We start from the raw sequence: 24,510 nt of genomic DNA on the forward strand, positions 1-24,510 counted from the left end.
CTTTTCCTGCCGACTCGTAGGTGGTCGCTCCCGATCGACGCGCGCACGTCGGTGGGAGTCAGTCGGACGCCGTCGTCCTCGAACTCGCAGTCGCTTCCAGACGGCCCTTCGGTGGCGCTAGAACTCTCCGTTCACGACGTCCGCGACGCGCTGTCGGTCGAACAGCGGCTCGTCGCCGAAGACGTCCGGGTAGATGCCCTGCGCCGCACGCTCGAGCTGGAACAGGTGAATGATCGGTCCCTGGTACGTGAGTCCACCGTAGACGACGCGGTCGTTTTGGACCGCGGTGAGCTGGCTCGCAGCGGGGTGGTCCTCGAGGGCGGACCGGATCTCGGCGTCGAAGTACTCCGGCGTGATCTCCCCCTGTAGTCGGATCGCGAGCACGTCGGGGTCGATCTCCAGCAGATCCTCGAAGTCGACCATGCCACCGCCGGCCTGTGCGTCGGTGATGCCGTGGCCGGCGAGCGCGTCGGCGACCTCGAGGTCCCGCCAGTGTTTGGACTGGGTTCCGGAGCCGATCCGGTACGGGTAGAACGCCTCCGGGGGAACGTCGTCCGGGTAGAGGACTGCGACCTCCGGCTGCTCGTCGGGCAGTCGAGACTGGACGTCCGCGACGATCTCGTCGTGGTACGCCGCGAACGCCTCGTATCGCTTCGTCTCCCGGAACACCGACGCGAGTTTGCCGAACGCCTCGTACAGCGAGTACTCCCGGTAATCGTGCCAGTCGTACACTCGCGAAAAGATCGTGTTGCCGACGAACGGCCCCACGGTTTGCTCGACCTGTCGAAGGTCCTCGTCGTCCCACTCGAGCCGGTGTTTCAGGAAGTTCGGATCGATGACGTGGACGTCGGCGTCGAGTTCGTAGAAGAGTTCTTGGTCCGTCCCGTCCTGCCAGAGCTCCGTCAGCGAGTCGGCGTCGACCGAAACGCCCGGGAGTTCGTCGTAGAGGTGGGTCCCGTACCTGGCGCGAATCCCGATGGCGAGGAGGCCGTCGGCCTGGCCGAGTGCCACGCCCATGTCGGCGTAGTCGCCCGTGTACGGGAACCACGTCTCCGGCACCGCCTCGAACTCCACGGTGCCGACCGGCTCCATCGTCACCGAATACGCGTCGCCGGTCTCCTCGTCCGTCGCTCCCGCATTGCCATCGTCACCGACCTCGTCGTCCGTCGGCTCCGATCCGTCGTCCCCGGTCCCGTCCGCGCCGTCGCCCTCGAGACAACCGGCCGCCAGGCCGGCGGCGACCGCGCCGGCTGCCCCGAGATATCCCCTCCGAGTCGATACTCCGTCGGGCGTTTCGCGTCGAACCATGGGTTTAGGCTCGCCTAAAATTATATACGCCTTCCGGTTTAGGTCGACCTAAAGCGACGTCGCTTCACGCGCAGCCGACCATAGGCGGGCGTATGCGCAACGGAACGCGTACGGAAACGAGCGAGAAAAACGGCGATCCAGGGGTCGCCGGTCCCGGTCGGCGGACCGCGTCGTCGATTCCGGTCGTTACTCGCCGCTCTCGTCGGCTTCGCTCTCGTCGGCGAGGAGGTCGTTCTCCTCGAGGTACTCTTCGATCCGGTCGTAGTCGAACTGCTCGAAGGACTCGCTCTCGGCGTCGACCGTCGCGAGGCCCACTTCGGTCGGGAGCAAGGAGCCGTCGTTGACCGAGGCCAGCGCGTCGAGCGCGAGGGCGATACCGCCGTCGAGGTCGGCGTTCTCGTCGTAGTTCTCCTCGAGGTAGTCCTGCAGGTCGCTCCGGTCCGCGCCGACGGCCAGGGCCTTCCACTCGTAGGGTGTCCCCGAGGGGTCGGTCTCGAACAGCCGCGGTTCGCCGTTGTCGATACCGCCGACGATCAGCGCGACGCCGAACGGACGGGCACCGCCGACCTGGGTGTACTGCTGGATGTGGTCGGTGACGTTCTTGGTCAGCGTCTCGACGCCGACGGGTTCGCCGTAGCGAAGCTGGTTGACCTGGGCCTGTCGGCGCGCGAAGTCGATCAGCTGGCGGGCGTCGGCGACGTGGCCGGCGCTGGCGATCCCGATGTGGTCGTCGGCCTTGTGGATCTTCTCGACGCTCGAGTCCTCCAGCAGCGGGGAGGGGACGCGTTTGTCGACGGCCAGGACGACGCCGTCGTCCGTTCGAACGCCGATGCTCGCCGTGCCGCGCTTGACGGCTTCGCGAGCGTACTCGACCTGGTAGAGTCGGCCGTCCGGTGAGAAGATCGTGATCCCGCGGTCGTACGCCTGCTGTTGGGCTTGTCCCTGCATAGTATCACGCTAAATCGTAATCGAGGTCTGTCGCGCCCGCGAACGAGTCCTCGAGTCGCACGTCTGCAGAGCCATCACGCACGACGGCGACTCGCTCTTCGTTCCCGAACACGACGTTTCTCTCTCCCGAATCTTGCCCGTGTCGACCTAAATAGTTTTCCTCAGCGGCACGGATCGTGCCACTAATACCACGGACGCGTATTCCGACGGGAGCGCCGTCGATAGCGTCGATACAGGCGATCGCTGCCCGGGCCGGTTCGGTCTCGCCGCGCCGGACCTTTACCAGTGCCTCTCCCCGACCGTCGGCGAACGCGAATCTGACGACCGAGAGGTCGGCTCGGGCGCTGCCCGGATCGCCCAACAGGTTCTGTCCGGCGTACCACACTTCCCGCTGGAACGACCGCCTGTCGACGTCGGCGTCGGGCCAGGACTCGAGACCGATCGCGAGGTAGCGCCAGCGTGGTCGGAGGTGTTTCGGGAGGTGTTTCATCCGTCTTCTTCACCCGTCGACGGGTCCGTCTCCGCCGAGGCGTCGGTGGCTTCGGCCGCCGTCGGCGTCCGTTCGGCCACCAGCACGCCCACCTGGTCGTGGACCCGCTCGACGGCGGTCAGCGAGAAGCCGGCGTCCGTGAAAGCGTCGGCGAGCGTCCCGACGGTGGCCGGATCGTCGACGGTCGGATCGTAGAACGGTTCGTCGGGGTTTGGTTCGCCGAAGAACATCACGTCCCCGAGGACGAACCGCCGGGGCTCGAGGTCGGCGATCGTCTCGATCGCCTCGCGTTTCTCGTCGTCCGAGAGGTGGTGCATCGCGAAGTTCGAGGTGACCACATCGACTTGCCCGTCGTACTCGGGTTCGCGGAAGGTGCCGTAGTCGAATTCGACGGTTGCGAGCCCCTCATCGTCGGCCTTTCGTTCGGCTTCGTCCATCATTCCCTCGCTGATGTCGCGGCCGACGACCCGCTCGGCGTCTTCGGAGAGCGGAAGCGCGATGGCCCCCGTTCCCGTCCCGAGATCGAGGACGACGTCCGTCGACTCGGGGGCGGCGTGCTCGATGACGAGGTTGGCGCAGGCGCGGTACTCGTCCGACTTGGACTCGTCGTACTCGCTCGCCTTCTCGTCGAACCGGGCAGCGTGGTCCTCAAGATCCTTCTTCATACCTGCCCTGTTCGACCCCGGGCTCAATGAACGACTCGGACTGCACGCGACGATTCCGCTCGGCCAGTCGGCCCCACTCGGCGAGGCCTGCCCCGACGAACTCGCTCGAGAGGCCGATCTGTTCGCCGAGTGCCAGCAACTCCCGGGGAGCCCGCAACTCGAGGTGGGACCCCGGGGTCGCGCTCACCACGTACGGCGCGTCGTAGTGATCGACGAGTTCCTCGAGTTTCCGTAGCCCCTGGATCGTCCGGACCCGACGGCCCCCGTGAGTTCGTAGGACTCCCGAGAGATCGAACTCGAGCCGAACCCCGTTCTCGACGGCCGCTTTCACCAGGACGTGGTTGACGTCGCCGTCGGCGCTCATCGGACGCGCGAGAACGTCCACCTTGTCGTTCTCGACGGCGAAGCGGTTCATCACGTTCGAGCCACCCCTGACGACGACCATCGTCTCGTCGGTCCGGTAGTTACCGACCGCACCGCTCGCCTGCTGGGGACTGTCGGCCCGAATCTCGACGCCCGAGACGACGTCGACGCCGTACTCCTCGCGTATCCGCCCGGCGTCGTAGTCGGCTCGAGCGTCCGCCCCGTTGCGAACGACCACGCCCTCGAAGCCGTAGTCGGCCGCCCTCTTCGCGTACCTGGCGACCGTGCTCTGTCCGTCTGGGTGGGCGTGGACGGCCTCGTACATACCCACACGCTCTCGCGGCGCGAACTTGGGGTTTGCGTCATTCGCTGCGAGACCACGTTGCGCCATCCTCTGCCAGACCGTGGCGAAAACCGAGAGGCCGGGAGTGCGCCTCGAGCACTGCGAGAGGCGCACGACCCGGGGAAGGGCAGGCACTCACCCAGATACCGACCGCGAGCGAACCCGATGGGTGAGCGAGCGGGCCGACGACTGATGTGAGCGAGACCGACGGTCGAGCGAACGGAAGGAGGAGTGCTTTTGATCGAAATTTTACCGGGGGACATCGCGGTCGCGGATCGCCGCGACCGCGATAGACCACAGCGTAAAATTTCGTTAGTTGAGAATCGACTGTGCGACCGTCGCGAGCTGTCCGTTGTTGGCTTCGCGGAGTCGGTCATCGCCGATCTTCAGGCGCAGGCGCGGTCGACCGACGTCGATCGGGACCTTCTCGGTGTCGATCAGGCCCATGTCCTCGAGTTTGGTCTTCGTGCGGCTGAACGTCGCCTTGGAGGCGATGCCGACGTCCTCGCCCCACTTGCTGATGTCGTACAGCAGGGCTTCGTTCTTGGCCGCGACGAGCAGGGAGATGGTGACCTCGTCGAGGCCGTCGCCGTCGCCGCGGGCCGTCTCGAGCGAGTCGAGGATCGACGTGAAGTCGTCCTCCGCCTCGGGGCTGATCTCTTCGGAGAGGGTTTCGCGGACGTCGCTGATCGGGGGCGTCCGGAGGTTGAACTGCGAGGCGTTCTCCCAGCGGTCGCCGTAGGTGTCGTAGGTGTCCTCGACGAAGCTGTCGTCGTCGGTGACGAGGCCGCCGACGCGGTCGCCGGCGTGGACGACGGCGATGACGCGGTCCTCGGTAACGAGCAGCGAGTTCTCGGGCGCTGACTCGAGGGTTCGGAGCTCGAGCGCACCGTCGCTAATGAGGTCGGCGGCGTTCGAGGCGACGATGAAGTCGTCCATGACGTCTTTCAGCGTCCGTTCGTCGGCCAGCATGTTGACGGTCGGTAGCGAGCCGTCGAACGCCGTGGCAACGGCGACGAACTCCTCGATGGCGTCCCAGGACGGGTTCACCATGTAGACGTCGCCGCCGGCGTCGTCCAGAACTGTTCGCAGGATATCATCAATCTGGTGGTTGAGTAAATTCGAGGCCATCTCTCTACAGAAGTAAACGGGGCTACAGTACTTAATTTTGGTGGCCGTTTGCACAGCATAACTTCTCGTCTCGTGGATGATCCGGTAGTTTTTGTCCCGAATTGTATTACTTTTCCGACTGTTCCGGCAGTAGTCACCATCGGTTGTCAGCCATACTGGCAAACTGGAGAGGTGATCGGAAGGTCGACCGGGTGGATCGACGCCGGGACATCCCCGTGGAACTGTAGTTATCGTTGATGGTCACTCTGACCGATAACTATTTGGTGCTGATCTGTTATCCTGTATTCGTATGGGTGACAGTAAGAACCGACTGTGGTTGGCCGTGCTGGAAGCAGCGTCCGGCAAGCGAGCGGCACACCGTGGCCCAGTACTGGCCAAAGGGGTAAGCACGTACGGCGGCCCATAACTACCGATCGAACTCCGTCGAGAGGTCCGTCGACCAGTAGAGATCGCCATCGTAAACGACTGACGCCTCCGTTTCTTCGAGTAACGACGCGAGTTCGGACGACGAGAGGGTAAAGTGCGACTGGCGTCCACAGAGGTACGCGTACTCGTTGTCTTCGGTGTGGGGGACGTAGTACGACCCGGTCACGCGCGTAGAGTAACAATTGTAGGTCACCAGATATCGGTCGCCCTCGGAGAGCGGTTCGATCGTGATCGTCGTCGGCACCTGGTGGTCGCCGTGTGTCAGCGAGTAGGTACCGTCACCGACGACCGCGTAATCTTTGCCCATCATGATCCGGCGGCGTGCGAGTCGCAACGCGCGTTCGATGCTGAACCCGTGGACGAGTAGCTTCGCGAACGTCGATCCGACCTTCACCGCGTGTTCGTTGAGGACCTGTGTGAACGTCACCGCGCCAGCTACGCTGCCGCGTTCGACCAGCGACCGCCCCTCGTAGAACGAGCCACAGGCGTTCAGGAAGAACGTCTGGACGTTACACTGGTCGATGCTCGAGGTCGAGAGGTAACCGTCCGAACACTGGAGGCCGTCCGTTTCGCAGTGGCCGATGTAGTGGACGAAATCGTGTTCTGACTCGAACACCCTGGCGAGTTCGTCGGTGCGAAGCAACTCTTCGACGGAGACGGAGATCGGTAACGTCTCGGATCGTTGCCGGTAGATATCGGCCACGTCGGCGTGTTCTCCGGCCATCTCCGGATCGTTCAACACGACGTGGATCGACGTCTCGTCGCTCTCGCGTTCGATGTACTCGAGGCGGTTCTCGTAAGCGTCGACCGTGGATTTGAAGACGTCGATCGGAACGCCGTCCGCGAGCCAGCCGTGGACCCGGCCGTGCCGCAGTTCCGGCTTCACGACGTCGACAGACGCGACCTGGCGGGTGCTGGCGCGCGTAGCACCGACCGTCCCCATCGGAGTTCCTGCCGGTGAGCGGCCGTCGACGGAGTCGCCGTCACGCCCACGGTAGAAGTCGTCGAGCGACCGTTTCACGAGCTCCCGTCCTTCGAGTTCGGACGTGCTCGGCGGGTAGATCAGGCTCAACCGGTCGAGCAGGAACGGCAGCGCTTCCAGGCGGTCGTATTCGGGGGCGACGTACGTCGAGAGGTGCCAGTCGGGAAGTCGGTGTTCGATCGCCGAAAAGGGCACTTCGAGGTACGTCGCCAGCCGTCGTTCGGGCGTGGCGTCGTACAGGCGTTCCGCGTCGAGTTCCAGCGCATCGAGGAGGCTCAACTCGGCCAGTGAGGTTCCGTACGGGCCGGCGTTCCTGACCAGACAGTCCATGAAAAAGACCGTCCGGAGCAGTTGCTGGACGTCGCGTTCGAGTCCGGGTAGCGGCGATAGCGGTTCCTCGATGCCGAGTTCCGGAATTCGAAGCGTCGGGGTCGGTGGTTCCCCGGAGCGTGAATCGATCGTCCGAACCGTCGCCTGCAGGTAGTACGCCAGTGGCGCGACGACGTAGAGTGCCTCGTAACGCGGCGGCACGTGGAGTTCGATCCCCGGATCCGGCGTCTCTGCGCGAACGTCCGAGGGAATCTCGAGTGTATCTCCCGATTCGAACAGCGGCGGGTGGCCCCGGAGGGTCGGGTACGAGCGGTTCGGATTCGACGTCTTGTGCGAAGATCCCGTGTAGCTCAGCGCCGTTGCGAGCTCCCGGGGCGAATCGGGAACCGTGATCGTCGCGGACGGGAGTTCGTGACGGCTCCGCAGGCCGAGATGCAGACGGGTTCGGTCCGGAAAGGAGACCACGACGGTGTCGGATTCGGGGGTGGGTTCGATCGTCGCCGGGCCGGAAAACTCGAGGTAAGACTTGATGACGGTGTCGACGTCGACGACGTACTCGTCCGCCGGCAGCGAGAGGGGATCGCCGTCGGGCTCGAGTTCGTACTGCTCGCCGCTCGAGCGCGAGTGGACGTAGACGATGGCGTGGGGGAACTCGAGCCTGCGTGCGGTTACCGCGAGCGTCTCGTCGACCGGGCGCGGGAGTTCGTGATCGGTCTCGGCGACCGAGAAATCCGTTCCACGGACGATTACCTCCGCGTTATCCGCGTCAGTAACCCTCAGCGTGCGGGCGTCCGCCTCCCACGCTATCATTCGATACTCCTAATATCTACCAGACAAGTTAATTGTATCGACAGAGGAACTCTCGGCGGTGATTGCCAATAGTTATATGGGTGGGGTCCCTGTCCGATGGGGAAAGGTACACTTATACAGCCGCCAGTCGCCACATCGGACATGGACCACGACCACGTCCGGGAGGTCGATCCCGCGGTCGCGGACGCGTTGGAAGGTGAAGTGGACCGGCAGCGATCGACGCTGCAGATGATCGCCAGCGAGAACCACGTCAGCGAGGCGGTCGTCGACGCCCAGGGAAGCGTCCTGACGAACAAGTACGCCGAGGGGTATCCCGGGTCGCGCTACTACGGCGGCTGCGAGTACGCCGACGAGGTCGAGGAACTCGCCATCGAACGCGCGACTGAACTGTTCGGGGCCGAGCACGTCAACGTCCAGCCCCACTCGGGCACGCAAGCCAACCAGGCCGTCTACTTCGCGATGCTCGAACCCGGAGACAAGATCCTCTCGCTGGATCTGAACCACGGCGGCCACCTCAGTCACGGCCACCCGGCGAACTTCGTCGGCCAGCTCTACGAGGTCGAACAGTACGAGGTCGATCCCGAGACGGGCTACCTCGACTACGAGGGACTGGCCGAACACGCCGAGGAGTTCGAACCCGACGTCATCGTCTCGGGCTACTCCGCGTACCCGCGCGAGATCGAGTGGGAGCGCATCCAGGAAGCCGCCGACAGCGTCGGCGCTTACCACCTCGCGGACATCGCCCACATCACCGGACTCGTCGCCGCGGGCGTCCACCCCTCGCCCGTCGGGATCGCCGACTTCGTCACCGGCTCGACCCACAAGACCATTCGATCGGGACGGGGTGGCATCGTCATGTGCGACGAGGAGTACGCGGACGACATCGACTCGGCCGTGTTCCCCGGCGGCCAGGGTGGTCCGCTGATGCACAACGTCGCGGGCAAGGCCGTCGGCTTCAAGGAGGCCCTCGAGCCCGAGTTCGAGGAGTACGCCGAGCAGACGGTCGCCAACGCCGAAGCGCTGGGCGAACGGCTCGCCGAGAACGGCTTCTCGCTGGTTTCCGGCGGCACGGACAACCACCTCGTGCTCGTCGACCTCCGCGAGAGCCACCCCGACACCTCCGGCGGCGACGCCGAGGAGGCCCTCGAGGAGGCCGGCATCGTCCTCAACGGCAACACGGTGCCCGGCGAGACGCGTTCGCCCTTCGACCCGTCGGGCATCCGGGCCGGTACGCCCGCACTGACCACTCGCGGCTTCGACGAGGACGACTGCCGGACCGTCGCCGACCTGATCACCCGCGTCATCGACGATCCCGAGGACGAGAGCGTCCTTGAGGAGGTCCGTGCGGAGGTCGCGGACCTCTGCGAGGCGAACCCGCTCTACGAGTGATCGATACCGACGGATCGACCGGCGGTCTCGCGGCGACTGTACCGATGCGGCGTAACCGCCCCGCTCCTCGATTTTCAGTGCCTGTATGCGCAAGCAGTAGCGTCACCCGTGCCACGCAGTGGCATCCGACACGGACTCGCGACCGCGCGCTGCGGGCACCGAGTTCGGTCGCATCGAACCGTCGACTGATACGACACACACCCATGAGCGACGAATCGAGGTTCGACGGCAGCGCGAATCGAAACCCGCTCGACGAACAGACAGTCACCGAGGACGAGCCGCCATCGCCGGTCGATGCCGTCACCGACGGCGGGACGACCGACGAGGACGAGGCGGACGAGACGGACCCCCAGCAGGCCCGCGAGCGACGCGAGGGGACCGGCGACTCCCTCGAGACCGAGGAGGACGAGGCGTAGCCCGTTCGCCGTCCCCTCCGGTCTGTCACCCCACATCCCCATCATCACTCCTCGGATCGCCCCTGTCACTCGCCGGCACGCGCCTTTTCAACTGGCCGGCTGTACCGCCGCGCATGTCGACGAATCCGACCGGAACCGTTCTGGACGACGATCGGACCCTCGAGCTGCGCGAAACCGCGACGACGGCGGCCTCGGAGCTAGCGATCGAGCTGACGCCGGTCGCCGAGTTCATGGACGCCCAGGTGGGCGATCACATCGACTGGGACGTCGACGAGTACGAGGGTGAGCCGATGCTCGTACTCAGCGGCATTCCGGAATCCCAAACAGGCGACGCGCCGTACCCGCGCCGAATTCGCGAGGAGGACGGCGACCTCGTCGCACCCGTGCCGGACCCACTGGTGCGTGCCGAGCCGCCCGAGGGGCTGGGACTGGACCTCGAGTCGTACGACGCCGACCGGCCGCTGTTGTTCGACGCCGTGACGCTCGGCGAGACTATCGGCCTCGTCCCGGTCCGGTTCGACGACGGCGAGGTCTATCGGCCGGAACCGCTCCCCGGCGTCGCCGACGACAGCGACCCCGTCGCCGAGGAGGTCATCGACCGCGAGCGCGAGGGTGACCCGACGCCGCGTCCCGAGACGATGGACGCGCCCATCGACCCGCTCGTCCTCGACGACGTGATGGCCGACGCACCGACCGACGTCCCCGTCGCCGACGTGATCGGGATCCTCGAGGGTATCGAGACCCACGACGTCGTCAGCGTCGCCGACCACGCGGCCGGGACGGACCCCGTCTCCGTCGACGAGCGCGTCGTCTCGTTCCTGCCGGCCGATTCGTGGGCCGAGCGCATCGCCCCCGCGCTCGAAACCGCCGACGTCGACGTGGACGGGGACGCGATCGAGGTGGCCGCGGCGATCCACGAGCGCCAGGCCGAGGAGCTACTGGCCAGGGCCGACGAGCGCCCGGACCTCGACGGCGAGTACGAACCCGTCGTGACGGACGAACGCGATACCGCCGAGTGGGAGGTCAGCGAGCCGGGAGTCGACCGCTGATTCGGCGCTCCCGAGTCCGATTCGGGGAGCCTCGATGCGACGGCTCTCGGTCCGGAGCAGCGTGCCGGTGCACCGTCGTTCTATAAGATCCCGTGAGAAATGATATTGGACCGTCATGTGTTGGTTGTCCCCGTATGTCATTCGATCGAACCGGAACGGGACGGCGACGGGTGCTGTCGGTGCTCGCCGCGACCGGCGTCGGGGCGGTCGCCGGCTGCGTCGATGGCGAAGCCAGCGACGACTCGAGGGGAGCCCCGTCGTCCGACGGGCGGCGGACGGAAACGGAACGACGGGATGGCGAATCGGACCTCGCCGCGACCGGCCGCCAGCGAGTCGAACGGACGTTCGAGTACCACCTCGAGCGGGAGCTTCACCACGGGGCGCAACTCACGGTCTACAGCGACGGCGAGTTCGTCGTCGACCTGGCCGGCGGCGTCGCCGGCCCCGATGGGGAACCGACCGACCGCGACACGCGGCACGTCCTGTTCTCGGCGACGAAGCCGTTCGCCGCGGCCTGCGTCCACCTGTTGGTCGACCGCGGCGAACTCGCCTACGACGACCGCATCGTCGACCACTGGCCCGCGTTTGCCGAGGAAGGGACACCCAAGGCCGAGGTGACCGTCCGACACCTCCTCTCACACCAGGCCGGGCTGTCGCAGGTCCCGGCGATCGACGACGATCCGTCCGTCTGGGCCGACCCCGACGCGAAGGCACGCCGGCTCGAGGCCGCGGAGCTCGCCGCCGCGCCCGGCGAACGGGCCCAGTACCACATCCTCAGCTTCGGCTGGCTGACCGGCGAACTCGTTCGACGGGTCACGGGCCGGCGAATCGATCGATTCGCCCGCGAGGAGGTGTTCGAACCGCTCGGAATGGACCGCACGTCCATCGGCCTGTCCGCCGACGAACCGGCAGACGTCGCCACCCTCGTCGGGTTCGAGCCGTACGATCGGATCGCCGACCCCGATCCGGAGGACGCCGCCTACAACCGGGAGGTCGCCGCACAGTTCAACAGCGACGCGGTCAGACGGGCGGTCGTTCCGGCCGCAAACGGCATCGGTACGGCGGCCGACGTGGTCCGCTTTTACGCCTGTCTGCTCAACGGCGGCGAACTCGAGGGAACGCGGCTGTTCAGTCCCGAAACGGTCCGGGAGTGGACCTCGCTCGAGGCCGAGCGACGAGCGGATCCGGTTCGTGACGGCTCGCCGGGACGGTTCTCGCTGGGGTTTTTCCTCGGCGGCGGCGTCCACGACTCCTACGGCGTGACGGCACCGCCGGCGACCTACGGCCACGGTGGTCTCGGGAGTATCATGGGCTGGGCCGACCCCGAGAACGACCTCGCGTTCGCCTACGTGACCAACGGCATCCGCAGCGGATACGAACACGGCGTTCGCGCGACGGTGATGGGTGATACAGTGCGTCACGAACTGGGGTAGTCGTCGCAGGGTCGGTGATGCGAATCCGGCCGTCGCTCGATGGCGGCCCAGATAGTATCCACATTCGTGGTCATTTTCTCGGCACGAAGTACTCGTTCTGCGCACGAATCCGAGAGTTGATTAGCCTCGCGGTCGACCGCTCGAGTAATGACCGAGATCATCGACGGGACGGCCGTCGCGAGCGATATCCGGGACGAACTGACGGACGCGATCGAGACGCTCGCCGACGCGGGCGCGCGGCCGGGACTGGCGACGGTCCTGATGGGCGACGACCCCGCCAGCGAGACGTACGTCAACATGAAGCAACGGGACTGCGAGGAGGTCGGCATCGAGAGCTACCACGTCGACGTCGACGGCGACGCCCCGCCCGAGGAGCTCTACGAGGAAATCGCGGACCTCAACGAGAACGACGACGTCCACGGTTACATCGTGCAGGCCCCGGTCCCCGATCACGTCGACTACCGCGAGGTCATCCGCCGGGTCGACCCCGCGAAGGACGTCGACGGCTTCCACCCCGAGAACGTCGGTCGACTGGTCGCCGGCGACGCCCGGTTCCGGCCCTGCACGCCCCACGGCGTCCAGAAGCTGCTCGAGGCCGCGGACGTCGACACCGAAGGGAAAGACGTCACCATCGTCGGTCGCTCCGACATCGTCGGCAAGCCCCTCGCGAATCTGCTGATCCAGAAGGCCGAGGACGGCAACGCGACGGTGACGGTCTGTCACTCCCGTACCGAGGACCTCGCCGAGAAGACCCGAAGCGCCGATATCGTCGTCGCCGCGGCAGGCGTGCCGGAACTCGTCGACGGCTCGATGATCGGCGAGGGTGCGGTCGTGATCGACGTGGGCGTCAACCGCGTGGATGCGGACACGGAGAAGGGCTACGAACTCGTCGGCGACGTCGAGTTCGAGAGCGCGAAGGAGAAAGCCGACGCGATCACGCCGGTCCCCGGCGGCGTCGGTCCGATGACCCGCGCGATGTTGCTCTACAACACCGTCAAAGCGGCCAGCCAGCAGGAAGACGTGGACGTCGACCTGCCCTGACCAGAGCGCGCGGCGGCCCCGTTACTCTCCTTGGTGGGTGGTATCAATCACCGCTCGTCGAGCGTCGCATCCCGGTCTCGATCGTCGTCCGGAGTTCGTGTGGCCGTTCGGAGCCGAGAAAGAGCGGCGGCCCCTCGCGCCGATAGACCTCGACGCCCTCGCTCGCGTTCGGCCTGTACTCCCAGCCCCAGCGAGTTCGCTGAATGCCGTACTGAAAGGCGCGACGCTCGGCGAGGCGAACTCGCTCGATCGACTCGAACGGAACGTGACGGTCGGAGCGGTGAATCGGGACGAACCTGAACCAGAGGCCGTCGTCCCGGACCTCGGTTCGGAGCCCAGCGCGGTGAACGAGCGGGATCGGCCCGAGGACCAGTACTGCGACGGCGGTTACGTAGAATTCAGCTTGGAGCGTGAGTCCGTACTCGTCGACGAGGACGACAGCGACGAGCAGAAGCGAGGGGGCAGAGACGACGAGCAACGCGGTGGGAAGCCAGGATGGGAGTGACTGGGACTCGGAATAGGTCGGCTTCGCCGCGGTCATCCGTTCGGCCATTTCACTCGAGGTCGCCGATCTCGAGCGAGTCGAGGCGGCCCTGGGCCTGCGTCAGCGCCAGTTCGTCGCCCCGAAGCCCGTTGGCGAGGTCCCGCGTCGCCTCGACGAGGCGGTCGGCAGTTCGTGGGGCGATATCGCCGTCGAGCATCCGGATGCGAGTGACGTGTTCGCCGAGCGTCTCGAGCGCGCTGCGCTCGGTCGTCGTGAGGTCGCGGTCCTCGGCCCACGTGCGGACGTCGCGCTGGTACTCCCGAACGGCGTTGGCGGAGGCGAGGCCGCGACCGGCCCGCAGCGAGCGGGGCACCTCCTCGGCCGGCGGGCGGACGCCGTCGTCGGCGTCCCGGAGCAGCGAGAGGAAGTACAGTTCCTCGCGTTCGCCGAGCGAGCGTTCGCGCGAGACGAGCGCGGCGACGTGGCGGAGTTCGTTCGCGGCGAGGTAGTCGTCGTCCAGGTCGCGGAGGTCGCCGGCGTTGACGAACCCGCGCTGGCGGACGTACTCGCGGGCCCGCTCTCGAGCGCGGTCCGCGAGGTCGTCGTGGGGAACGTCGTCGATGTCGTTACGGACCGGGGAGAGGTCGAACGGGACCTGCAGGTCGGTGTGTTCGGTGCGCTCGTCGACGCCGACGCTGACGAGACTCCCACAGGCCGGACAGCCGATGCTGCCGGTCTCGTAGTACGACCAGCGGGTCCCACACTCCGTGCACTCGCGCTCGCCCCGGATCTTCATGCGCGTACGTACGCGAACACCCACAAAAGGTCTCACGGACTCGAGACGGCGAGCGAGCGATGAATTCGTACCAGGCCAAACCCGCACCGGTCGTCGCCATCCCAGCGTCGGATTGCGTCCGATTCATCGTGGATTGGCGAAACGAACGGTTCGTCGGGGACGTCCTAACACGCGATTGGACGCGCCGTGTTCGGGAGGGAGCCCCCGTCTCGAGGTGAGTTCCGACGCCGCCGGGAGCGGACTCGTCGGTTCGGTAAACGGTCCGGTCGCTGTGACCCTCAGCGGACTCGAGGGGACGTTCAATGGGTGATTAAGATGCGGCACTTGCAGGCCGCAGTGCAACCAACCGGAACGTTCTATCCAGAGATATGTCCCACCCAAGACTCAACCGACGGACGTTCGTCGCTGCCGCAGGTGCCGCGAGCGCGATCGCTATTGCCGGCTGCGCGGACGAAGGTCCGGGCGGCGAAGAAAACGGCACTGAAGAGGAACCCGGTGCCGGCGGCGACGAGGGCATGGAAGAGGAAGAAGAGGAGCCCGCTACCGGCGGAGAAGAAGAGGAAGACACCGAGGAGGAAGATACCGAGGAAGAAACGGAAGACGAGACCTACACGCTGACGGTCACCGTCGAAGACGACGCGGGCGAACCCGTCGAAGGAGCCACCGTCACCCTCGAGGAAGACGGCGGAATGGGAATGGGCGACGAGGAAGAAGACGGGATGGCCGACGAGGAGAACGCGACGGACGAGGAGGAGATGGGCGACGAGGAAGAAGACGGGATGGCCGACGAGGGAACTGGTACCGAAGAAGAGGACGAGACCGACGAGAACGGCGAGGTCGAGTTCGAGGAACTCGAGGACGGCAGCTATACCGTCACCGCCGAAGACGAGGGCGAAGAGGCCGAGGACGACGTCGAAATCGACGGCGGCGACGAAGAGGTCACCCTGACTCTCGGCGAGGGCGGCGAAGAAGAAACGATGGACGAGGAAGACGGCGAGGAGAACGCGACGGACGAAGCGGACAACGAGTCGGCCTGATCGCCCGATTGGAGACAGCGTACTGATGCGCCGGCCGACGAACGAGGTGTCCCATCGGCTCCGGCGACTGTCGATCGACGCCGACTTCCCGGCGTGACGGTCGGTCCGACGCGAGGAGTGGTTCGGTTTCGGACCGTTTCACCGAATTCACGGGCTGTGAGCACGTCCCGAGCGATCGGGAATCGTTTCGCGCCCGAAACCGTGGGCTTCTCGCTACCCCTGATCCGTGTTGGACCAGCCGGCGCTTGCTGGCATCCCCACACGGTCGGAATCGCCGGGTTCCTCAATACCCGTACGTCACTGTCGACCGATTTTTTGGTCTCGACCGGGTAGGATCCCCCATGCGGGACGAAGAAGAAATCAGAGAGCAGTACGAGTTCTTGAAAGAGCACCTCGAGGACGAGGAGATGAATCACGACGGCGTCGAACGGATGTTCACCTACTACAAGCGCGCGATCGGGTGGGTGCTCGAGGAGGAACACATGTGACGAGTCAGTTGCGAACAGTTCGTGTTTCTAACCCATCACGTAGTCGGGGCGTGTCGTTACCTTTAAGGTGGCCCAGCGGAATCTTTCACGTGACGCTTCGCTTGGAGGGCCGAAGCGTCAGCGGGGACCAATTCAGGGCGGCAAGCGATCGCGCGGCGTTTTTCCCGCCGCGCGATCCGCTTTCCTGTTTACTACAACTCTGAGTGGCGACGACGCGCCGGCAACGGAGCGTACGTCGATGCCGCGACGGACGTATAAACTTTCGACCCGACAACCGATAGACGCTAAACATGAATCCACCATTACGGATCGAATCAGCGGCAATTCATCACGTCCCGTATCATTCGAGACGGCTGTTCGATACGAGAAATACACCTGTTTCGATCGAAACGACCCGATAGCCTTATTAAAATTCGACAGTAAGTGCGGGTAGTACTTCCCCAATGTACGACTTGACAGGATTCCAGCGGGATCTCCTCTACGTCATCGCCGGCGAGGACGAACCCCACGGCCTCGCGATCAAGGAAGAACTCGAGGAGTACTACGAGAAGGAGATCCATCACGGCCGACTGTATCCGAACCTCGATACGCTCGTCGACAAAGGACTCGTCGAGAAGGGAACGCGCGACCGACGGACCAACTTCTATACGCTCACTCGGCGCGGTCGACGCGAAATCGAAGCACGGCGGGAGTGGGAATCCCAGTACGTCGACCTCTGACTGGGGTCACAGGACGTCGATCGGCGGTTCGTTCGCCGACTGGTCGATACGCGATCGATCGGCGGCCGCTCTCGAGTTCCGTTCGAGTCCGCGTTGCCCCACCCAGATTCGGCTCGTCTCGTCTGGACCCCTCTCACCTCGTTCCGATCCGTTCCTCGACCGAGCGATATCGGTGACCACGACCCCTGAGAGCCCCGCCGATACCGTCTCGTGGGGGCACCGTACTTATATACGATCGGACAGAACTACAGCGAGTGAACGGACTCGCGCTACAACTCGCCGAGGCCCCGCTCGACGAGACGGTCGTCCGCCTGGCGCTTGCGGGTGCGCTCGGAATGTTTCTCGGCCTCGAGCGCGAGTGGTCACAGAAGTCCGCCGGCATCAGGACCTTCTCCCTGATCAGTCTCCTCGCGGCCGTCTTCACGCTGCTCGTGCTCGAGTCGAACGTCGGGGAGAGCCTGCTGATCCTCGGCGGCCTGCTCGTGATCGTCCAGGGCGTGTTGCTCGCTGTCAAGGGGTTGCTCGAGGAGGAGACGACGGGACTTTCACTGACCACCTCGGTCTCCATGCTGGTCGCCTACGGGGTCGGGGCGCTCGTCGCGGCCGGCTTCATCATCGAGGGAGTCACCGTCGCCGTCCTCTCGTCGCTGCTGCTCGTGCTGAAGCGCGAACTCCACGAGTTCGCCTGGGGACTCTCCCGCGAGGAGATGCGCTCGACCACCGAGTTCGCCATCCTCGCGTTCGTCATCTACCCGCTGTTGCCGTCGTCGTACGAGGTCCGGATCGGCGACCTGGCGCTCGACCTCGAACCGCAGGTCATCTGGCTGATGGTCGTCGCGGTCGCCGGAATCGGCATCGTCAACTACGCCATCGTCTCGACCTACGGCGGGCGTGGAATCGCTGTGACCGGCTTTTTCGGCGGCCTCGCCTCCTCGACGGCCGTGGTCGGAACGATGCTCGATCACGTCCGCCAGCGCCCGGAGGCCGCCTCCTACGCCGTCGCCGCGATCTTGCTCGCGAACGCCGCGATGGCGGCCCGGAATCTCGCGATCGCGGTCGGGTTCACCGTCGGCGGCGACATCGCCGTCCTCGTCGAAGCGATCGTCCCGCTTGGGGCCGTCATCCTGCTCGCGTTCGCCGTCGCAGCCTGGACGGCCAACTGGCGCGAATCTACACCTATCGACCTCGAGAGCCCGTTCTCGTTGAAAAACGCCCTCGGGTTCGGGGCCGTCTTCCTGCTCGTGCTCGTGTTCGGGTCGCTCGCCGAGACCTGGTTCGGGACGATCGGGTTCTACGCGACGGCGGTCGCCAGCGGCTTCGTCTCGAGTGCCGGTGCGACTACCTCAGCGGTCGTGCTCTATCGCAGCGGCGCGCTCGGCCCCGCGGAGGCGACGATCGCGATCCTGCTGGCGACGGTCTCGAGCATCGTCGTCAAGGCGGTGCTGGCCTCGACCTCGACGAACCGCGGCTTCCGCAATCAGGTCGCCGGCTACAGCGCCGTGCTGTTGCTCGGCGGCACGCTTGCATCGCTCCTGATCGTGATCTAGCGTCCAAATCGGCACAGTAGTGGACGGAATCCAACACCGATCGGAGTACAATGGATATTTGATTACCTTTCTCGTATTGAGAGTCATGGACCGAGATACGGTCGAAGTGCAGGTCGACGCGATGCCGGGTGAACGAGCCAAACGTTGGGCCGAGTATCACCACGAGTTCGCCGCGCCCAGCACGTACGTCTACGAGTTCGTCTGGGATACGAGCGCCCCCGCCATCGGTCCCTTCTGTACCGACGTCGACGGGAACGTCTTGCTCGATTTCACGAGCCACGTCGCCGCCGCCCCGCTCGGATACAACAACCCCCAGCTCCGCGAGCGACTCGAGGCGTTCGACCTGGTCGACCCCTCGAAGATCGCTGGCCAGGACTTCTACGTCAGCAACGGCGGGTCACCGACCGACACGGACCTCCCCGGACCGAGCCAGTTGATGGACCGACTGCTCGAGACCGTCGACGGCTACGGGATGGACCGGGTCTTCCTCTCGAACTCGGGTGCCGAAGCCGTCGAGAACGCGATCAAGATCTGCTACGCATCCGGCGGCCACCGCGCGTTTACCTTCGACGGTGCCTTCCACGGTCGAACGCTCGGCGCGCTCTCGCTCAACCGGTCGAAAGCCGTCCACCGGAAGGGGTACCCCGAGATTCCCGGGGTCGTGAGCCTCCCTTACCCCTCGACCGACGAGGAGTACGAGCGCCGCTGGCTGACGGACGGTCCCGGTGGCAACGTCGTCGCGGACAAACTCCACCCCGAGCGGGGCGTGATCGACCCCGACGAGGTGGCCTATCTGATCCTCGAGCCGATTCAGGGCGAAGGCGGCTACCGCCCCGCCCATCCCGAGTTCGCCCGCGACCTCGAGGCGCTGCGCGAGGAGTACGACCTGCGGGTCGTGGCCGACGAGATCCAGTCCGGCCTCGGACGGACGGGCGACATGTGGGCGGTCGACGCCCTCGATCTCACCCCGGACGTCATCACCAGCGGCAAGGGCCTTCGCGTCGGCGCGACGATTTCGCGCTCGGACGTCTTCCCCGAGGAGACCGGGCGACTCTCCTCGACCTGGGGTGCGGGTGACGTCGTCGCCTCGTTGCAGGGCGCGCTCACCCTGGAAGTCATGCAGGAGGAAGACCTGCTCGCGAACGTCCGGGAACGGGGCGAAGGGCTCCGGGCCATCATCGAGGACGCCGTCGAAGACGGCGAGGCTCCGGGCATCGTCGACGTCCGCGGACGCGGGCTCATGATCGGCGTCGAGTTCGAGACGAAAGCACGTCGGGAGGCCGTCGTCGAAGCCGCGTTCGAACGCGGACTGCTCACGCTCGGCTGTGGCCACAAGACGCTGCGGCTGCTGCCGCCGCTCGACGTCACCGAACGCGAGATCCACCTCGGGGCGGACCTGCTGCTCGAGGCCGTGGACGCGACGAGTTGAGGCCGATCGAGAACGCGTCGACGGGCACCGAACGCGTCGGCAGTCGGTCGTGAACCCAAACGACAAATTTCTTAATGGTATCGTGCGGTCGACTACATGATGGTATCCTCTCGGTACGCCGTCGAGTTGCTCGGAACTACCTGTATCACGGGTGCGTTGCTCGGATTCGGGGTGCTGGCCGGTCTGGGGGTCTGGACCGTCACGGTGACGCTCGGGCTGGTCACCGTCAGGTTGGTCTTTCTCATCGGGATGGTGACGGTGATCGGGTTCGCGCTCTTTGCCGTACTCAGCGGCGGTCTCCTGAGTCGGGGCGTCTGGGCCGATCGTTCGACGCAGGAACGGCTTGCATCGGGTCCAGCAGTCTGTGCGATCGTGCCAGCCTACCGAGACGGAAACGTCCTCGACATCAGCGTCGAGAGCCTGCTCGAGAACGCCTACGAACCGCTCACGGTCGCCATCGTCGTCGAACCCGACGACGAACCGACGCGCAAGCGAGCCGAAGAACTGGCGGCCGAATACGACCGCGTCGACTGTCTCGTCAACGGGACGCCGGGATCGAAGGCGACCGCGATCAATTACGCGGTCCAGCAGTCCGACGCGGAGTACTTCGCGGTGGTCGACGCCGACGAGCGGGTCGCCCCCGAGTTCGTGCCGGCAGCCGCGGCCGCGCTCGAGAACGGTGCCGACGTCTTCCAGGGGCGTCGGATCCCGCGACCGAACGGTGCCGTCGAGACGATCGCCTACTGCGAACGGATCATCGTTCACTCGGCGTACGCGCTGTTCGAGATGTTCGGGTTCGCGAACCCGAAGAGCGCGTCGGTCGTCTTCACCCGGGAGGCCTTCGAGAAGATCGGTGGCTACCGATCGATGCTGACCGAGGACATCGCGTTCGCTCACGAGTGTCACGACGCGAACCTGACGGTCCACCAGGATCGACGCTGTACCAGCACGATGGAGGCACCCCACACGCTCGGTGATCTCTGGGGACAGCGCAAGCGCTGGCGGATCGGGCAGATCCAGGTGTTACACTCACGGCTCCGACAGGAACTCCGCGGCGGCACCGGCTTCCGGGGCGTGCTCTCGCTCGCGCGTGCCGTCGGCAGCCTCGTCGGCGGCATGCTGACGCTCGTCGTGGCCTCGCACGTCCTGCTCCTGTTACTGTTCGAGGCGACCCTGACGCTTCTCGTCCCGTTCCTCTGTATCCTCGCGACCATCGGGGCCGTCTGGCTCCGGGACCTCACTGCGGGACGCGTCGGCCGTCTCTCCTGGACGGTCGTCCTGGTGCCGTTCGTCTATCCGGCGCTCGGCGTACTCACCGTCAAATCGCTGCTCGAGTACTACTGCACCTGGGACGGCGAGTGGTACCAGGTGATGAAAGTCGGAACGTAGGCTCGCGGTCGCTCCCTTTCACTTCGTGATCGACGGCTGAAGATCGCCGCACCCGACCAGTTGCCGATCCGGACGACCGACACCACGTAGCGGTCGGTCCCAGTCGACAGTCGCGAATTACTCGCCCCGAAGCTCGTTCACGTGGTCGATCCGCTGCTGGACGAGGTCCGGTTTTCCGATGTCGTGGCGCATATCCAGGCCCTCCTCGCCGGCGACCGCGAGGGCGTCTTCGGCGATTGCCTCGGCTTCGGTGATCGAGTCGGCGAGGCCGACCACGGCGAACGCGCGCGAGGTCGTCGTGTAGATGCCGTCGTCCCGTTCGTCGACGCTCGCGTAGTACAACAGCGCGTCCCCAGCGCTGTCCGCATCCACCTGCACCTTCGCTCCCGCCTCGGGATCGGTCGGGTATCCCTCGGGAACGGCGTACTTGCAGACCGTCGCCTGCTCGGCGAACTCGAGTTCCGGTACCGCGTCACCGTCGCGGGCGGCGGTGAGCACCTCGAGGAAGTCGGTCTCGAGCACGGGCAGGGTGTTCATCGCCTCGGGGTCGCCGAACCGGGCGTTGAACTCGACGACCTTCGGTCCCTCGCTGGTCAGCATGAACTGTCCGTAGAGGATGCCCCGATAATCCTCGAGGGCGTCGACGGTCGCCTCGATGATCGAGACGGCCTCCTCGTAGTCGCCTTCGGTCATAAAGGGCAGTTCGCGGGTCGCGTCGGAGTAGCTACCCATACCGCCGGTGTTCGGCCCTTCGTCGCCCTCGTAGGCGCGTTTGTGGTCCTGAACGGCAGGTGAGGTCTCGAACGTGTCGTTGGCGACGAACGCCTGGATCGTGAACTCCTCGCCGATCAGCCGTTCCTCGAGGACGATCCGGTCGTAATCCGATTCCTGGATGTACTCCTTGCCCTCCTCGGCGGTCACCTGATCGCCGATGACCTTCACGCCCTTCCCACCGGTGAGGCCGGCGGGCTTGATCGCGAGGTCGCCGTCGTACTCGTCGATGTAGTCGCAGGCGGCCTCCATATCGTCGAACGTTTCGAAATCCGGACAACCCGGGATGTCGTTCTCCCGCATGAACCGGCGCTGGAACGCCTTGTCAGTCTCGATACGGGCGTCGGCTTCCTTCGGTCCGAACGCGTAGATCCCGGCGGCCTCGAGTTCGTCGGCGACGCCGGCCTCGAGGGGGGATTCGGGACCGATGACGGCGATGGTCGCCTCGACGTCCTCGGCGTACTCGACGACGGCCTTCGGGTTCGTCGTCTCGAGGGTCTCGAAGTCGGTCGCGATCTCGGCGATGCCCGGATTGCGGTTGCCCGCGCAGGCGTAGAGGTCGGCCTCGCTATCCGCCAGTGCGCGAGCGATGGCGTGTTCGCGGCCGCCACCACCGATCAGGAGCACGTGCTCTCGCATGGTCGGTATCGGAACGCACGAACCTGTAAACGTTGCTCTTTCCACGAGGGAGATGTATGCACGCTCGTGGGTTGGGACGATCGAACGTCGCCTACACTTATCAGTCACCGCTCGTATCACTACCTATGAACCGCCGCCCGTTTCTCCGCGGCGTCGCTACCGGCGGCCTCGCCCTCTCAGCCGGGTGTCTCGACGCGATCCCACTGACGGGTGGCCGCCTCGAGACCGACGCCGCCTTCGCCGGCTACCGATACGAGGGGACCGACCTCGTCGTCGACCTCCGCGAAGACGTCGACGTCGAACGCGTGGTCCTCCTCGACTCCGAAGCGGACGTCGAGTACGACGCGATCGAGCGGCCCGGGGAGACGGTCCGTTTCCAGGTCGTCTTTCCCGAGCGACTCCAGACGTACCTCAAGAATCACCCGGCACTCCGCGTCAGGGCCGAGACCCCCGACGGCGACGCTCGACTCTCGGTCTGGGAGCCGGTCCACGGGGCCGTGCGAACCGTCGAACCGCTGGCGGACGGGCGTGCGCGCCTCGAGGTGGAAAATCAGGGTGAAGCGCCGTTGCTCGTCCGGTTTCTCGCGATCTACGGCGACGTTCCGAACCCGACGGTCGATCCCCAGGCCGACGGGATCGATCGGTCGGACCTGCCGGGATCGCCTGGCGTCGTGGGTATCGACGGGAATCGACCGCTCTCGCCCTCGCGGTCCGATCTGGTCGTGGCCCCGGACGAGACCGAACCGTACGAGACGACGTACGCGCCCTTCGTCGATCCGGAATCCTGTGGGGACGCCGAGCGTCAGGGAATGGTCGCAGTCGTTCACGGAGCCGGCGGGAGCGCGGCCTACGGGTTCAGGTATCGACTCACAGGTGACCGAACGGAACTGGAGGGCCTCGAGGCGACGGTCTGTCGCGACGGGGACGCGGGCGGCTAACGGCCGTCGCCCGAGCGGTCGCTTCGGCCGCTGGCACGCGCTCCTCGAGCGGTAGACATCCGACGACCGATAGGGACTGTTCACGTCGAGTTCAGCCGAGCCAGTTAGGCATCTCGTCGTCCCACAGTAATCGAACGAACGAGTACAGCAATCCGACGACGAACAGGATAGCGACGGCTGAGAGCGCAGGTTCCATACTGGTAGCTGTGACGTCGGCACCTAAATAGCGACCGGCCAGTACGTGTCCCAACCGGCTCCGCGATCCATCGACGGACGCTCGAGACCGCGTAAAAGAGACGCGCTCCGCTCGGAACGGGCCTCTCAGACGGATTACTGTAACGAGGAACCGACGCAACAGCGACCCGGGCGGGGGTTGCGTCGGAAACGACTTACAGTAACCCGTATCACACCTCGCCGAACCACTCCCGCTCGAACCGATCGCGGAACGTCACCAGGAACTCGTGTCGCCTCTCGGCGATTCGCCGACCGGTCTCGGTGTTCATGTCCTCGCGCAGGTGCAACAGTTTCTCCTCGAAGTGCTCGAGCGTCGAGTCGCCGGTTTCGTCGGCCTCCCAGTCGACCCACGCAGGTGCCGGATCGCGGTCCCACAGCGGGTGTCCGTGCGCGCCACCGAACGCGAAGGCGCGGGCGATGCCGACGGCCCCGATGGCGTCGAGGTTGTCCGCATCCTGAAGGACCGCCGCCTCGAGCGTGTCCGCCCCGCGTTCGTCGCCGTGGCCGTAGTCGAAGCCGTACTCCTCGTGGACGGCGACGCAGTGACACACCTCCTCGACGTGCGCCGCCGGAACGCCGGCGTCGTCGAGGATCTCGCGGACCGTCGGGAGCGTCTCCCGCGGGTGGACGAACTCCTCGCCGCCGACGACCCGGTGGAGGTCGTGAGTGAGCGCCGCCGCGCCGACGATCAGGCCGTCGGCACCCTCCTCGTCGGCCATGCGTCGCCCGAGCGAGAAGACCCGCCAGGCGTGGTGGACGTCGTGTCCGCTCGAGTCCAGCGCCAGTTGCTCGGCCATCCGTTCGGCGATCGCACCGAACAGGGCCGACTCGGGTGGCTGGGTCATACGCCATCCTCGAAGGTGTGGACCGTGGATCTTTCGGGTTCTCCCCGCTGACGCCACTCGAGTCGGCGAC

General features: G+C 65.7%; 23 protein-coding genes. 12 read left to right on the plus strand and 11 right to left on the minus strand.

Annotated elements, in window-relative coordinates; all coding sequences use genetic code 11:
* Window positions 1-117 precede the first annotated feature (117 nt).
* The 7 genes from TX79_RS01905 to TX79_RS01935 form a co-directional block, all read right to left on the minus strand.
* Window positions 118-1,308, minus strand: coding sequence for an ABC transporter substrate-binding protein (locus TX79_RS01905; protein WP_049925407.1), 1,191 nt, complete (start codon window positions 1,306-1,308; stop codon window positions 118-120).
* Between the two features lie 186 nt (window positions 1,309-1,494).
* Window positions 1,495-2,256: an archaeal proteasome endopeptidase complex subunit alpha gene (gene psmA, locus TX79_RS01910; RefSeq protein ID WP_049925408.1), complete on the minus strand. Its 762-nt coding sequence runs from the start codon at window positions 2,254-2,256 to the stop codon at window positions 1,495-1,497.
* 4 nt (window positions 2,257-2,260) lie between these two features.
* Window positions 2,261-2,746: an Rpp14/Pop5 family protein gene (locus TX79_RS01915; RefSeq protein WP_049925409.1), complete on the minus strand. Its 486-nt coding sequence runs from the start codon at window positions 2,744-2,746 to the stop codon at window positions 2,261-2,263.
* Entirely contained in the window at window positions 2,743-3,411 is a 669-nt protein-coding gene (locus tag TX79_RS01920; protein ID WP_049925411.1) for a class I SAM-dependent methyltransferase, read from the minus strand. The genes TX79_RS01915 and TX79_RS01920 overlap by 4 nt, the downstream gene beginning before the upstream one ends.
* Window positions 3,395-4,099 (minus strand): RNase P subunit p30 family protein, encoded by a 705-nt coding sequence (locus tag TX79_RS01925; protein ID WP_049925412.1) that lies wholly within the window; start codon window positions 4,097-4,099, stop codon window positions 3,395-3,397. Before TX79_RS01925 ends, TX79_RS01920 begins: the two co-directional genes overlap by 17 nt.
* Before the next feature lie 330 nt (window positions 4,100-4,429).
* A complete protein-coding gene (tbsP, locus tag TX79_RS01930; RefSeq protein ID WP_049925413.1) occupies window positions 4,430-5,248 on the minus strand; it encodes a transcriptional regulator TbsP in 819 nt (272 codons plus the stop codon).
* Window positions 5,249-5,654: 406 nt separating this feature from the next.
* Window positions 5,655-7,796 carry a hypothetical protein gene (locus tag TX79_RS01935; RefSeq protein WP_049925414.1) on the minus strand — a complete coding sequence of 714 codons (2,142 nt, stop codon included), beginning with the start codon at window positions 7,794-7,796 and terminating at the stop codon, window positions 5,655-5,657.
* Between the two features lie 141 nt (window positions 7,797-7,937).
* Here TX79_RS01935 and glyA point away from each other — a divergent pair, with 141 nt between their 5' ends.
* The 5 genes from glyA (at window position 7,938) to folD (ending at window position 13,124) form a co-directional block, all read left to right on the plus strand.
* The gene (gene glyA / locus TX79_RS01940; RefSeq protein WP_049925415.1) at window positions 7,938-9,185 is read left to right on the plus strand and encodes a serine hydroxymethyltransferase; all 1,248 of its coding nucleotides are present in this window, start codon (window positions 7,938-7,940) and stop codon (window positions 9,183-9,185) included.
* Between the two features lie 203 nt (window positions 9,186-9,388).
* The gene (locus TX79_RS01945) at window positions 9,389-9,601 is read left to right on the plus strand and encodes a hypothetical protein (RefSeq protein WP_049925416.1); all 213 of its coding nucleotides are present in this window, start codon (window positions 9,389-9,391) and stop codon (window positions 9,599-9,601) included.
* Window positions 9,602-9,714: 113 nt separating this feature from the next.
* Window positions 9,715-10,650, plus strand: a complete 936-nt coding sequence (locus TX79_RS01950) for a hypothetical protein (RefSeq protein WP_049925417.1) — start codon at window positions 9,715-9,717, stop codon at window positions 10,648-10,650.
* A 134-nt stretch (window positions 10,651-10,784) separates the two neighbouring features.
* On the plus strand, window positions 10,785-12,083 hold the full coding sequence (locus TX79_RS01955; protein WP_049925419.1) for a serine hydrolase domain-containing protein: 1,299 nt from the start codon (window positions 10,785-10,787) through the stop codon (window positions 12,081-12,083).
* A 147-nt stretch (window positions 12,084-12,230) separates the two neighbouring features.
* Window positions 12,231-13,124, plus strand: a complete 894-nt coding sequence (gene folD, locus TX79_RS01960; protein ID WP_049925420.1) for a bifunctional methylenetetrahydrofolate dehydrogenase/methenyltetrahydrofolate cyclohydrolase FolD — start codon at window positions 12,231-12,233, stop codon at window positions 13,122-13,124.
* A gap of 43 nt (window positions 13,125-13,167) precedes the next feature.
* Here folD and TX79_RS01965 read toward each other — a convergent pair whose 3' ends face one another.
* Together TX79_RS01965 and TX79_RS01970 are read right to left on the minus strand one after the other, a co-directional pair.
* Window positions 13,168-13,677: a hypothetical protein gene (locus tag TX79_RS01965; RefSeq protein ID WP_049925421.1), complete on the minus strand. Its 510-nt coding sequence runs from the start codon at window positions 13,675-13,677 to the stop codon at window positions 13,168-13,170.
* Window position 13,678: 1 nt separating this feature from the next.
* Window positions 13,679-14,404, minus strand: coding sequence for a DUF7117 family protein (locus TX79_RS01970; protein WP_049925423.1), 726 nt, complete (start codon window positions 14,402-14,404; stop codon window positions 13,679-13,681).
* Window positions 14,405-14,772: 368 nt separating this feature from the next.
* Here TX79_RS01970 and TX79_RS01975 point away from each other — a divergent pair, with 368 nt between their 5' ends.
* The 6 genes from TX79_RS01975 (at window position 14,773) to TX79_RS01995 (ending at window position 21,013) form a co-directional block, all read left to right on the plus strand.
* Window positions 14,773-15,441 (plus strand): hypothetical protein, encoded by a 669-nt coding sequence (locus TX79_RS01975; RefSeq protein ID WP_049925424.1) that lies wholly within the window; start codon window positions 14,773-14,775, stop codon window positions 15,439-15,441.
* Window positions 15,442-15,782: 341 nt separating this feature from the next.
* Window positions 15,783-15,929: a hypothetical protein gene (locus TX79_RS19525; protein ID WP_195892442.1), complete on the plus strand. Its 147-nt coding sequence runs from the start codon at window positions 15,783-15,785 to the stop codon at window positions 15,927-15,929.
* 443 nt (window positions 15,930-16,372) lie between these two features.
* A complete protein-coding gene (locus TX79_RS01980) occupies window positions 16,373-16,648 on the plus strand; it encodes a PadR family transcriptional regulator (RefSeq protein WP_049925425.1) in 276 nt (91 codons plus the stop codon).
* 254 nt (window positions 16,649-16,902) lie between these two features.
* On the plus strand, window positions 16,903-18,195 hold the full coding sequence (locus tag TX79_RS01985; RefSeq protein ID WP_049925426.1) for an MgtC/SapB family protein: 1,293 nt from the start codon (window positions 16,903-16,905) through the stop codon (window positions 18,193-18,195).
* Between the two features lie 85 nt (window positions 18,196-18,280).
* Window positions 18,281-19,624: a class-III pyridoxal-phosphate-dependent aminotransferase gene (locus TX79_RS01990; protein WP_049925428.1), complete on the plus strand. Its 1,344-nt coding sequence runs from the start codon at window positions 18,281-18,283 to the stop codon at window positions 19,622-19,624.
* Between the two features lie 99 nt (window positions 19,625-19,723).
* A complete protein-coding gene (locus TX79_RS01995) occupies window positions 19,724-21,013 on the plus strand; it encodes a glycosyltransferase (protein WP_230198526.1) in 1,290 nt (429 codons plus the stop codon).
* A gap of 117 nt (window positions 21,014-21,130) precedes the next feature.
* Here TX79_RS01995 and purD read toward each other — a convergent pair whose 3' ends face one another.
* Entirely contained in the window at window positions 21,131-22,423 is a 1,293-nt protein-coding gene (gene purD, locus TX79_RS02000) for a phosphoribosylamine--glycine ligase (protein ID WP_049925432.1), read from the minus strand.
* 125 nt (window positions 22,424-22,548) lie between these two features.
* Between purD and TX79_RS02005 the strand changes: the two genes are divergently transcribed.
* Complete coding sequence (locus TX79_RS02005; protein WP_049925433.1) at window positions 22,549-23,361, plus strand: hypothetical protein; 813 nt, start codon at window positions 22,549-22,551, stop codon at window positions 23,359-23,361.
* 404 nt (window positions 23,362-23,765) lie between these two features.
* Here the strand turns inward: TX79_RS02005 and TX79_RS02010 are convergent, their stop codons facing one another.
* Entirely contained in the window at window positions 23,766-24,440 is a 675-nt protein-coding gene (locus tag TX79_RS02010) for an HD domain-containing protein (RefSeq protein ID WP_049925435.1), read from the minus strand.
* Between the last annotated feature and the right edge of the window lie 70 nt (window positions 24,441-24,510).

Source organism: Halopiger goleimassiliensis (assembly GCF_000455345.1).
GTDB classification, from domain to species: domain Archaea; phylum Halobacteriota; class Halobacteria; order Halobacteriales; family Natrialbaceae; genus Halopiger_A; species Halopiger_A goleimassiliensis.